This is a genomic window from Lentilactobacillus sp. (genome assembly GCF_040773105.1).
Taxonomy (GTDB): Bacteria; Bacillota; Bacilli; order Lactobacillales; family Lactobacillaceae; genus Lentilactobacillus; species Lentilactobacillus parabuchneri.
This window is the reverse complement of sequence record NZ_JAXGWW010000051.1, coordinates 1-12,014: the sequence shown is the minus strand read 5'-3', so window position 1 is coordinate 12,014 and position 12,014 is coordinate 1. Positions and strand designations below refer to the sequence as shown.

The following is a 12,014-nucleotide window of genomic DNA, read 5'->3' as shown; positions in this document are numbered from 1 at the left end:
GATTGACCAGACAAAAAAAGATGGGGATACACTGGGCGGCATTATCCGCGTGGTGGCCACTCATGTTCCAGCCGGACTCGGTAGTTATATCAGCTGGGATACCAAGTTGGACGGCAAGCTGGCTGCTGCAGTGATGGGCGTTAATGCGATGAAGGGGGTTGAAATTGGCGATGGCTTCAAAGCGGCGACCAGCTTTGGCAGCCAAGTCATGGACGAAATTGATTGGGATCAAGAAGATGGTTTCTACAGAAACACCGATCACTTAGGCGGATTTGAAGGCGGAATGACCAATGGCATGCCAATTATTGTCAAAGCAGCGATGAAACCAATTCCGACGCTATATAAACCCCTTCAAAGCGTTGATATTCAAACGAAGGAAGTCAAAAAAGCCAGTGTCGAGCGTTCCGACACCACGGCAATTGTGCCGGCTTCAATCGTGATCGAAAGTGTGGTCGCCATTGAACTTGCCAAAGCACTGACGGATAAATTTGATGCGGATAACGTGCAGCGATTGCAGGAGCAACTGACGGCATACCGCGAAGAAATCAAACAATTCTAGGAGGTTCCAATGGTCAATATTAAAAGTCAAACTAATCAAGCACTTCAAGGAAACCTCCAGGGAGGACTGCACGGCGAACTGGCAGTTCCGGGTGATAAAAGTATTTCTCATCGGGGCATTATGTTCGGTGCAATCAGCCAGGGGACCACAATCCTGCGTCATTTCTTGACAGCTGAAGATTGTTTATCAACTTTAAAAGCATTTCAACAGTTAGGCGTTCCAATTGAGCGCGACGGCGAAACCGTCACAATTAAAGGCGTCGGCCTTCATGGACTGAAGCAGCCGGCCGATGCGTTGGATATGGGAAATTCCGGCACAACAACCCGGTTGATAATGGGGTTACTGGCTGGGCAAAAGTTTCAAACAAAATTAGTTGGGGATGCATCGTTATCTAAACGGCCAATGAAACGGGTCAGTGATCCCTTAGGCGAAATGGGAGCCGACATTCGGGTGACCGATGGCCATCTACCAGCGATGATTAACGGGAAATCCTTACATGCGGTGGATTATCACCTCAAAGTTGCCAGTGCTCAAGTCAAAAGCGCACTGATTTTAGCGGCGTTGCAAGCCGACGGGACGTCAACAATTGTTGAAAAGCAGCCAACTCGAAATCACACTGAGATCATGTTAAAGGCATTTGGTGCCAAGGTTGAAACTGAAGCCGACGACGTTACGATTACGGTTCATCCGAACCCAACGATGACTGGTCTGACCCTTAACGTTCCAGGCGACATGTCTTCAGCCGCATTTTTTATCACGGCGGCCAGCCTGGTGCCTCATTCGAAAGTGAAACTCACGAATGTGGGGATGAATAAGACCAGAACGGGGCTATACGACATTTTAAAGCGGATGGGCGGACAGATCACGCTGAGCCACGAGAATCACTCAGGCGAGCCGACTGCGGATCTGACGGTTGAATCTGCGGACTTAAAGCCGGTTGAAATTGGCGCCGATGAAATTCCGGCAGTCATTGATGAATTGCCATTGGTGGCCTTATTAGCAGCAAAGGCAAATGGCGTTAGCAAAGTCACCGGCGCAGGTGAGCTCCGAGTGAAGGAAACGGATCGAATCGCGGCAATTGTCGATGAATTTACCAAGTTGGGAATTGCGATTAAAGATTTGCCGGACGGTTTTATCATCGACGGCAGTCAGCCTTGGCACGTCACTGATTCGCATTTGGATAGTCATGGTGATCATCGAATTGGCATGGTTTTGGCAGTTGCGGCACTGCTCGTCAAGGAACCATTGACCCTCAAGGGCGCTGACAGTATTAACATTTCGTACCCGCAGTTCTTTGATGATTTAGCGACACTAATATAGGAGGTCAACACAATGACAATGGTTTTAATCAGCGGCTTGGGGCTAATCGGCAGTTCAATCGCGCGAATTATGCGAGAAAGTCAAACGGACGTTGAGATTATTGGGGCTGATCCGGATGATGATGCGGCGGCGTTTTTGCTTAGCCGGCAAATTATCAACAAGCACGAACCCTTTTCTCAAGCAGCACCAAAAGCAGACGTCATTGTGTTAGCCGGACCGGTGTCGGTGATTATCGCGCAAATTGAAACACTGGCGCATCTTTCATTAAAGTCAAACCTGTTAGTGACTGACGTCGGCAGTACCAAGGTTGAAGTGATGCAAGCGGCCGAAAATTTACGCAGACAAGGAATTGGATTTTTAGGTGGTCACCCGATGGCTGGATCGCATTTGGTCGGCGCTCAAAACGGGACAACACAGTTGTTCTCCGGTTCTAAATACTTTCTGGTAACCGGTTCACAAACCAAGCAGCAACTTTCCGAATTTCAGAAACTAATGAAAGCTGGCAATGTTGATTGGACGATGATTGACGCGCAAACCCATGACAAACTGGTTAGCGAACTGAGTCACGTACCGCATGTCATTGCGGCGACTTTGGTCAACACCGTCGCCGATAGCGTTGGTAATGATCCGGTTGGCTTGACCGCAGCCGCCGGTGGTTTTAAAAGTACCACCAGAATCGCGGCATCGGATCCGAAAATGTGGACGGCCATTATGATGAGCAATTCTGAGGAAATTAGTTCAGAAATTGCCGATTTTAAGCGAGAATTGACTGAATTTCAGCAGGCGATTTCAAGCCGAAATGAAGAGAAAATTATTGCTACGTTTACCAAGGCACAGAAGATTCGCAAATCATTAGACGAATAGGGAGTGGGCTTATGAGAGCAATATTAGTTGGATTTATGGGCAGCGGCAAGACGACGGTTGGTCATTTGTTGGCCGCCAAAATTGGGGTTCCTTACCATGATCTGGATGATATCGTGGTCGCAAATGCAGGCAAGTCAATCAAACAGATTTTTGCCGAAGATGGAGAAGCTGTCTTTCGTCAATTAGAGCACCAGGCGCTGGAAGCCGCAATGGATGATGACGGCATTCTTGGGACTGGCGGTGGCACACCAATTCAACCCAATAATTTTGAGATGCTCAAACAAAGCGACGTTCCAGTCGTGTTGCTTGATGTTTTGCCGGCAACCATTTTTAATCGTCTCAAAGATGACACGGACCGGCCACTTGCCAGACAGTTGGGACTGGACGGCTTGGTTGATTTAAAAGGGCAACGTGACCGTAAATATGAACAGGTGAGTGACTTCCGAGTCGCAACCGATAATCTGTCTCCATTGGAAGTGGTTGAGGCAATTCGGACACATTTATTCATTCAACTATAGGTGGAGGTAATCAGATGATTGATGGACACACAAAATTATTTGGCTTTTTGGCACATCCGGCAGCCCACAGCTTGTCGCCGCTAATTCATAATACCAGCTTTAAAGTATCCGGGATTAACGGTGCCTATCTGGCGTTTGATGTGACTTCTGATGGCCTTCCGGCTGCATTGGATGCGATGCGCGTTATGGATATTGGCGGCTTTAATCTTTCGATGCCACTCAAAACCGATGTCATTGCTTTCTTAGACGAAATCACGCCCAGAGCCGAACGCCTGCACGCGGTTAATACGGTTGTCAATCGCAACGGTCACTTAGTGGGTGACAGCACTGATGGCCAAGGATTCGTTGATGCACTAAAACAAGAAAACGTGAGACTTGAAGATAAAACAATGACCGTTTTAGGAGCTGGCGGTGCCGGCCGGGCGATTATCTCAGCGGCGATCGATGCCGGCGTCAAAAAGATCTATGTCTTTAAACGCCACAATGCGACCTTTGCCACACTTAAAGCACAGCTGGAGAATTGGTCGGATGTCGTTTCGGTGCTTCCATATGAGGACGTTGTCAACATGCAACGGGCAATTGCGGCCAGTCAAATTGTTGTCAATGCGACCAACATCGGGATGGCCGGTGACCAGGCCAGTCCAGTGACAGATGAAGTGATGCAACAGTTTGGCCCTCAGCACGTGGTCGTGGACGTTATCTACTTTCCATTAGAGACGCCGTTTCTTAAAGCGGCCGCAAAACAGGGGAGCCATACATACAATGGGATTGGGATGCTGGTTAATCAAGCTGCGGGATCGTTTTTGGAATGGACGGGTCAGCAGATGCCGATCGACCAAGTGATTACGGCGGTCAACCAGGCTGTCAGGAAACGTGTCAAATCTTAAAACTGTGTTCGCCGACAACTCGTTGTTTATCCGTTATAATGGACTATGAACTTAATTGAATACTAAGATAACATTAGGGGAGCCATTTGGCTGAGACGGAATTCGTTCACGGACCCTTCGAACCTGATCTGGTTAGCGCCAGCGTAGGAAAGATGTTTTTAAAGCGAAAAAGGCCTCCTTTTGTTATCAAACAAAGGGAGGTTTTTATATGCGCAACCATACGACCTATAAGATGGTCTTAACTGCAATTTTGTCGGCGATTGGCGTCGTTGGCGGCAGTATGTTTGAATTTACGGTCGGAGTTGCCAAAGTGGCCCCGATGCAGCATTTGATTAACTTGGTGTCGGGCGTGCTGGTGGGGCCGTGGTGGGCGGTCACCCAAGCATTCATAACGTCGCTGATTCGAAATTTATTGGGAACCGGGACAGTCTTGGCCTTTCCCGGCAGTATGATTGGGGCCTTTTGCGTCGGCTGGCTGTTCCAGAAAACGCAAAAGCTGATTGTAGCGGCCCTGGGAGAATTAATTGGAACGGGCATTTTAGGGGCGATTGTCGCCTATCCGATTGCGCAGTGGCTGATGGGCACAACCGGTGCTGTATACCTGTTTATTCCCAGCTTCTTCTTAAGTGCACTGGTTGGCGTGATTTTTGGATACATCATTTTAAAGGCAATTTGGAAACGGATTATCGTGCCACAACAGGATAAGCTCGGAATCGGCAAGAAGTAATCAGGGCTTTTGGAAGGTTTCCCGGTAGTGGAATTTTCCGGGAATGATATTTCGGGTATGCCAATTTCGTGGGAAATTGACAAGTGTTTCGGCATGCAGGACGGCCGCATAACCTAATTCGACTTTCGGCAGCCAAATACTCGTCAATGACGGTGTCAGATAGGACGCAAACTCCAAATCGTCGTAACTAATGAGCTTGAGATCCTTGCCTGGAACCACATTGTGTTTGGCCAGCCCTTTCATGACGCCGATTGATAGCGGGTCCGACGCCACTATCAGACCATCGATTTTGTGCCCGTATTGATTTAATAGCGTGTCTGTTGCATCCATGGATTGCTTCGTAGTCCAATTAGTCAGCTTGATGATGGGGGTTCGGTTGTTATCCTGACACCATTTTTTATAAGCACCGGTTCTGGCATCTTCGACAGTGACGCCGGATTTGCCGTCTATGTCAACCTCATGTCGGTTGCCGCCAATAAAGGCGATGGATTTGCTGATCCGGCCCATTTCGTCAAGTGCTCGGGTTGTTAATTCAGCCAAATTGGTATCGACAATATCGACTTGGTCATGGTCATAACTGCCGCCGTCGACAACGACCAAATTGGGGTTAACCGCTTTAATGGTTTTAATGGCGGCTTTTGAAATTGTGCCGACAATAATGACCGCATCGTACCCTGCAAATCGGTGTGGATCAATACTTTTATCTGGTCGGATCACACGGGCGATGTTAATGTGGCGGGAATTTGCCGCTTCGTAAACGCCGCGGCGAACAAAGCGCCAATATTCGTCGCGCGTTTCTTCTTCCAAGCTTAAAGTCGTCATCAACACAAAATTAAGCTGATTTTTAGATTGCTTGGGTTCCAGCGAATATTTGTAGCCCAATTTGTCTGCGACTTGGCGGACCTTATCGCGCGTTTGCTTGGCAACATACTCACTTTTTTCGGGGCTGAGCGCACGCGATACCGTTCCCGGCGAGACATGCGCCAGCTTAGAAATGTCCTTGATTGTAGCCATGTTCATTCACTCCTCAATTACAAAAGTTAAGACACTTAAATGCGATTAAATGTTTTAATAAATATTTCCACAGTTTTAATAAAATTAATTGACAATTTAACTGTAAACGTTTACATTCTAGATAGCAATTATTTTTTAAAATTTATTTTTGGAGGCAGAAATTTATGGCAAGTAACAACACTGTTACAACTGGTCGCAGGCTAACTTCACGACTGTCGTACTCATTTGGTGCGTTCGGTCATGACATGTTCTATGCGACGTTGTCAACATACTTTATCATGTTTGTTACCTCTCACTTGTTCGACAAGAGCGCGGGTGGACAAAACGATAAAATGATTTTCTGGATTACAACGATTATTTCGCTCTTGCGATTTGTTGAATTGGCAATTGATCCATTTATTGGAAATACGATCGATAACACCGAAACCAAGTGGGGCCATTTTAAACCTTGGATCCTCGCTGGTGGGACGATCGGTTCGATTACATTAGCTATTTTATTCACCAACATGGGTGGCTTGAACCAATCAAACCCATTGCTTTATCTCTTGATCTTTGCTGTTTTGTACATCACCATGGATATCTTCTATTCATTTAAAGATGTTGGTTTCTGGTCAATGATTCCAGCAATTTCGTTTGATTCAGCTGAACGTGAAAAGACGGCAACCTATGCCCGTGTTGGGTCAAACATTGGTGCCAACATCGTGGGTGTGATCGTGATGCCTTTGGTTGTCTTTTTCTCAATCAACGCCAACCATGGTCAAGGTGATTTGCGAGGCTGGTTTGCATTTGGTGCCATCATCGGATTGATTTCATGGTTATCAGCCGTTGTTGTTGCCATGGGAACTAAAGAAAATGATTCATTGCTTCGTAAGAATACTGAAAAGACTCGGATGCGTGACGTGTTCAAGGTTTTGGCACGAAATGACCAGTTAATGTGGTTATCGCTGACATATGGCCTGTACACTTCAGGCATTGCCATTACCAACTCTTTGGAACTTTACTACTTCACGTACATCATTGGAAAGCCTGGCGAATTCTCTGTATTGGCATCATTGAACATGGTGATTGGTGTTATTTCAGTATTGCTATTCCCACCATTGGCTCAAAAATACAGTCGTCGTAACGTTTTCTTCCTATCAATTAGTATCATGGTAGTTGCGATTATCTTATTCACCTTTGCGGGAACATCATTACCACTAGTTCTGCTCGCCGCAATTCTCTTCTACATTCCACAACCACTTATCTTCTTGGTTGTTTTGATGATTTTAAGTGATTCCGTTGAATACGGTCAGTTGAAATTTGGGCACCGTGATGAATCCTTAACCCTGGCTGTTCGGCCGCTGCTTGATAAATTAGGTGGTGCGCTTTCCAACTGGGTTGTCGGAATTGCCGCTGTTATGGCTGGCATGACCGCCGGTGCGACTGCAAGTGATATTACCACTCGGGGTCAAATTATCTTCAAGATGTTTATGTTCGGCGTTCCAGCGATTCTGATTTTGAGTGGAACGTTCATCTTCTTCAAGAAAGTTACTTTGGATGAAAAAGAACACGCCAAGATTGTTGATGAACTTGAGAAGACTTGGAATGAGCATTTGGAAACGAATGGTGAGGAATCAATGGCTGATATTGCCAAAGAAGTTGCTAAAGAAACAACTTACAAGGCACCAATCAGTGGTTCTATGCTCAAATTATCAGAAGTTTCTGACAAGAACTTTGCCTCCGGTACGATGGGTAAAGGACTTGCCATTAAACCAACGGATGGCAAAGTTTACGCGCCATTTGACGGAACGGTTGAAGCAACCTTCCCAACCCGACACGCGATTGGCTTGCGTTCGGATAATGGCATCCTAACTTTGATTCATATCGGAATTGGCACGGTTGAAATGCGTGGGACCGGATTTGTTCAGTATGTTCAAAAGGGCCAACACGTTGCGCAAGGCCAAGAATTGATTGAATTCTGGGATCCGGCAATTAAGAAGGCTGGTTACGATGATACTGTGATGGTTGTGATTAATAATTACAAGGACATCAAAGACTTTAATTACGTCGTTGAATCCGGTGATATTACTCATGGTGACGATTTGCTCACATTATCGACACCGGAAGCTTCAGACGATAACGATCAAAAATAACGCTTAACAAACACTGAAAAGGGATTGATAAACGTGGCAATTAGAATTGAGGATCAGAATCTTCTGTTTCATTTACAGACGGACCACACCAGTTATATCTTTCACGTAATGGAAAATGGGGAACTTGGCCAGATTTATTATGGCAAACGGGTTCACTCGAAGCCTTCCTATGATAACTTGACGACAAAAGAGTGGCATAATGCTGCCACAGTTTGGCGCCTTGATCATAAGGATGTTCAACCGCAAGTACTCAAGCAGGAATATGCCAGCTTGGGGAAAGGGGACTTCCGTTACCCGGCTTATCAAGTTACCCAAGAAAATGGCAGCCGAATTACTGAATTCAAGTATGAAAGTTACGAATTGGTTGACGGCAAGAAGCGTTTGGCGGGGCTTCCGTCCACGTTTGACGACAATCATGATGATGCCCAGACGTTAACCATTGCGTTGAGAGATCAATTGCTGGGGCTTGTGATGCACCTGAACTACACGATTTTTCCTCATCAAGATGTCATTATCCGCAGTGCGGAGTTCCAAAACCAGGGAAACGAAAAATTAACTTTGAATTCAGCTGCCAGTGCCCAACTTGATTTACCGGATGCCGACTATGATTTCATCCAGTTCTCGGGCGCCTGGTCGCGTGAACGACACATGATCAGAACGCATCTTCGATCAGGTGTTCAAAGCATCGGCAGTCTTCGTGGGACGTCCAGTCATCAACAAAATCCATTTGTGATGTTGGCTCGGCCCAACACTGATGATGCTAGCGGTTCGGTCTTTGGTTTCAATCTGGTTTATTCCGGCAACTTTTCCGATCAGGTCCAAGTTGACCAATATGACGCCAGCCGCGTACTGGTGGGAATTAACCCGGAAGAGTTTGCTTGGAATCTCAAGCCTGGTGACAAATTCCAGACGCCTGAAGCGGTCTTGAGTTACACAGATGCCGGAATGAACCAACTAAGCCAGCAAATGGGCGCGTTCTATCAGAATCATTTGGTTAATCAGCGCTTTGCCCATGAGCAACGACCAACGCTCATTAACAATTGGGAAGCTACTTTCATGGACTTTGATGAAGATAAGTTACTGAGCTTTGCGACCACGGCCAAGAAGTTGGGACTGGAAATGTTTGTCCTGGATGACGGCTGGTTTGGTCACAGAAACAACGATGACAGTTCATTAGGGGATTGGTTTGTGAATGAACCAAAATTTCCGAGTGGCTTTGGCACCTTTACCCAAAAAATCCACGACTTGGGATTGAAGTTCGGCTTGTGGTTTGAACCGGAAATGATTTCAATTGACAGTGAATTGTACAAAGAGCATCCGGATTGGTTGATCAACGCACCCGGCCGGCACGCATCGCCGGAACGGCAACAGTTTGTTCTTGATATGACCCGACCGGAAGTGGTGGACTACCTCTTTGATGCAATGAGCAAGATCATTGATTTAACCAAGCTGGATTATATCAAGTGGGATATGAACCGCAATATTACTGAGACGTATAGTCCTCACTTGAGTGCTGCTGATCAGCTGGAAATGCCGCACCGATACATTCTGGGTGTTTACCAACTTTATGAGCGCTTGGTAAAAGCTTACCCGGATGTGTTGTTTGAATCCTGCTCATCAGGCGGTGGTCGGTTTGACTTGGGGATGATGTATTATGCCCCACAAGCCTGGACCAGTGATGATACCGATGCCGTGGAGCGGATGTTGATTCAGTTTGGCACCTCATACGGTTACCCACAAATGATGATGGGGGCTCATGTTTCGGCAGTCCCTAATGATCAGGTTGGCCGGATCACATCGTTGAAAACCCGTGCGTCCGTTGCCTACTTTGGTGATTTTGGTTACGAGTTGGATATTACCAAGATGTCGCCCGAAGAACAGCAACAGATTAAAGAACAGACCGCGTTTTACAAGGAACACCGACAACTCTTCCAGTTCGGTAAGTTCTATCGAATCGATAATCCATTTGCCAACGGCGGCAACGTGATGAGCTGGGAAGTCGTGAGTGATGATAAACAGCATGCGATTGCTGCTCGTTACCAGATTTTGAATCGACCAAATACCGGTTACATCCGCCTGTATCTAGCAGGGCTTGATCCTGACACCAAGTACACGGTTAATGGCGGCAATGAACAATTTTACGGCGATGAGCTGATGAACGCCGGACTCTTCGTGAGTGATATTCTGCATGAAACCCACGGAACGGATCAGTCAGCTGACTTTAATTCGAAGTTGTTTGTGATTGATGCCGTGAAGTAAATTAAATTCGTTCAGAGTAAAATAATACCCTGGCAAGTAAAGGTCATCTCTACTTGTCGGGGTATTTTTTGTCTATTACACGACCGATCTGAAGTCAAAAATGGATGCGTAAGATTGGCTTTGCTATTGAAATTAAGGGGATGGCAATGAATAACATTCCTAAATGTTTCATCACTTAATTCAAAGTGATTTCAATTCTTCCTTTCTTGTTCAGCCATAAAAGTTGTACTATAGAATGAGTGACTTTTATTAAGAAAGAGGAGAATACCTTGTCTAAACGCGATATCCTGATTGTGACCTGTGCGCTGTTGCTATCAAACGCAATGAGTGGGCTGGATAACACAACCATCAATACTGCATTACCAGCTATTATATCCGATCTCCACGGAATTGAATTAATGGGGTGGATTGTCGCCGTCTTTTTGCTTGGGACTGCGGTTAGTACACCTTTATGGAGTAAATTAGGTGAGCACATTGGCAATAAACGCAGCTATCAGTTGGCCGCAACACTATTTGTCATTGGGTCATTTTTACAGGGGATGGCGCCCAACATTGTTTTTTTAATTCTCGCCAGAACGTTGATGGGAATTGGGAATGGCGGAACCGTTTCGCTACCCTACATTATCTATGCCAAAATGTATCAAAATCCGCGCAAACGAATGCAGGTCCTTGGCTTTGTCTCTGCCAGTTACAGTATGGCAACGATCATTGGTCCATTGGTTGGCGGATATATCGTCGACACATTTAGTTGGCACTGGGTCTTTTACTTAAACGTCCCAATTGGCCTGATTTCAATTATCCTGGTTCAAATTTATTACAAAGTCAATCATGAAACTCGGCAAACACGAGCGGTTGATTATCGAGGCGCGATCATGATGACCGTCGGATTAGTCAGCCTGCTTGCCGGAATTGAAATGATTGGAAATGCCAACCTTTTGCTTGTTCTGGCAGTGATTGGATTTGCGATTGTGGTATTAGTTGTCATGGCGGTACTCGAAGAGCAGGTTGATGACCCGATTATTCCAAGCCGCTTATTTAAGAACTTGCCATTGATGATTGATTTTGTCCTGTTTACGCTGATTTGGGGAGCGTTTATCGCTTTTCTGATTTATAGTCCAATGTGGGCCCAGGGGTTATTGGCAACCTCGGCCTTAATTGGTGGGGCCACTCAGATTCCTGGCGCCTTTACGGATTTTCTGGGATCAGAAATCGTCGCCCCAATTCGAAACTTCTTGTCGCCACAGCGGGTGATTGCCATGGGAATTATCATGCTGATGATTTCGTTTATCATCATGGTGATTTCCGGCGTGCAGACACCCTATTGGGTCTTGCTGATTGCCGGGGCTTTTGAAGGTTTTGGTAATGGGGCGTGCTTCAATGAGCTGCAGGTTAAGGTTCAACAAGATGCCGATCCAACTGATATCCCAATCGCAACGTCGTTTAGTTTTTTGATACGGATGTTAAGCCAGGCGTTTACGGCTTCGATCTTCGGTATCATCATGAACAATGCGTTACGTGATGGGGTTAGTAAGTCCGGCGGTTCAATCACGATGAAGATGATGAACGAGTTAAGTGACGCATCCAGCAGTGGCGCATTGCCACACCACTTGTTACCGCAAATGCGGGTAATATTGTTTAACGGGCTTCATAACATTATGTGGCTGTCGTTGATCTTGATGATGATTTCCTTGCTGATTAACATTTGGGCGCAGAAGTTGGAACATGATAAGTTTT

General features: G+C 46.2%; 10 protein-coding genes and 1 riboswitch. Of the genes, 9 read left to right on the top strand and 1 reads right to left on the bottom strand.

What is annotated here, in order from left to right; translation table 11 throughout:
- The 6 genes from AB3112_RS04305 to thiW form a co-directional block, all read left to right on the top strand.
- On the top strand, positions 1-559 hold a 559-nt coding region (locus tag AB3112_RS04305; RefSeq protein ID WP_367334010.1), incomplete at its 5' end, for a chorismate synthase.
- Between the two features lie 9 nt (positions 560-568).
- Positions 569-1,879, top strand: coding sequence for a 3-phosphoshikimate 1-carboxyvinyltransferase (gene aroA / locus AB3112_RS04300; RefSeq protein WP_367334009.1), 1,311 nt, complete (start codon positions 569-571; stop codon positions 1,877-1,879).
- Between the two features lie 12 nt (positions 1,880-1,891).
- Positions 1,892-2,743 (top strand): prephenate dehydrogenase/arogenate dehydrogenase family protein, encoded by an 852-nt coding sequence (locus AB3112_RS04295; RefSeq protein WP_057910802.1) that lies wholly within the window; start codon positions 1,892-1,894, stop codon positions 2,741-2,743.
- 11 nt (positions 2,744-2,754) lie between these two features.
- Positions 2,755-3,261, top strand: a complete 507-nt coding sequence (locus tag AB3112_RS04290; RefSeq protein WP_367334008.1) for a shikimate kinase — start codon at positions 2,755-2,757, stop codon at positions 3,259-3,261.
- 14 nt (positions 3,262-3,275) lie between these two features.
- Entirely contained in the window at positions 3,276-4,148 is an 873-nt protein-coding gene (gene aroE / locus AB3112_RS04285; protein ID WP_367334007.1) for a shikimate dehydrogenase, read from the top strand.
- 65 nt (positions 4,149-4,213) lie between these two features.
- Positions 4,214-4,316, top strand: a riboswitch (TPP riboswitch).
- A 40-nt stretch (positions 4,317-4,356) separates the two neighbouring features.
- Complete coding sequence (gene thiW, locus AB3112_RS04280) at positions 4,357-4,875, top strand: energy coupling factor transporter S component ThiW (RefSeq protein ID WP_057910799.1); 519 nt, start codon at positions 4,357-4,359, stop codon at positions 4,873-4,875.
- Here the strand turns inward: thiW and AB3112_RS04275 are convergent, their stop codons facing one another.
- Complete coding sequence (locus AB3112_RS04275) at positions 4,876-5,889, bottom strand: LacI family DNA-binding transcriptional regulator (protein WP_084973425.1); 1,014 nt, start codon at positions 5,887-5,889, stop codon at positions 4,876-4,878. It abuts the gene before it with no gap.
- A 164-nt stretch (positions 5,890-6,053) separates the two neighbouring features.
- Between AB3112_RS04275 and AB3112_RS04270 the strand changes: the two genes are divergently transcribed.
- From AB3112_RS04270 to AB3112_RS04260, 3 genes are all read left to right on the top strand, one after another.
- The gene (locus AB3112_RS04270) at positions 6,054-8,021 is read left to right on the top strand and encodes a glycoside-pentoside-hexuronide (GPH):cation symporter (protein WP_367334006.1); all 1,968 of its coding nucleotides are present in this window, start codon (positions 6,054-6,056) and stop codon (positions 8,019-8,021) included.
- 33 nt (positions 8,022-8,054) lie between these two features.
- A complete protein-coding gene (locus AB3112_RS04265; protein ID WP_367334005.1) occupies positions 8,055-10,280 on the top strand; it encodes an alpha-galactosidase in 2,226 nt (741 codons plus the stop codon).
- Positions 10,281-10,549: 269 nt separating this feature from the next.
- Positions 10,550-12,014: MFS transporter (locus tag AB3112_RS04260; protein ID WP_367334004.1), on the top strand; the 1,465-nt coding region annotated here is incomplete at its 3' end.

What these genes read in the sequence shown, in the direction of transcription:
- aroA (WP_367334009.1), top strand. Translation starts at nt 569, where the DNA reads ATGGTCAATATTAAAAGTCAAACTAATCAAGCACTTCAAGGAAACCTC.
- AB3112_RS04295 (WP_057910802.1), top strand. Translation starts at nt 1,892, where the DNA reads ATGACAATGGTTTTAATCAGCGGCTTGGGGCTAATCGGCAGTTCAATC.
- AB3112_RS04290 (WP_367334008.1), top strand. Translation starts at nt 2,755, where the DNA reads ATGAGAGCAATATTAGTTGGATTTATGGGCAGCGGCAAGACGACGGTT.
- aroE (WP_367334007.1), top strand. Translation starts at nt 3,276, where the DNA reads ATGATTGATGGACACACAAAATTATTTGGCTTTTTGGCACATCCGGCA.
- thiW (WP_057910799.1), top strand. Translation starts at nt 4,357, where the DNA reads ATGCGCAACCATACGACCTATAAGATGGTCTTAACTGCAATTTTGTCG.
- AB3112_RS04275 (WP_084973425.1), bottom strand. Translation starts at nt 5,889, where the DNA reads ATGGCTACAATCAAGGACATTTCTAAGCTGGCGCATGTCTCGCCGGGA.
- AB3112_RS04270 (WP_367334006.1), top strand. Translation starts at nt 6,054, where the DNA reads ATGGCAAGTAACAACACTGTTACAACTGGTCGCAGGCTAACTTCACGA.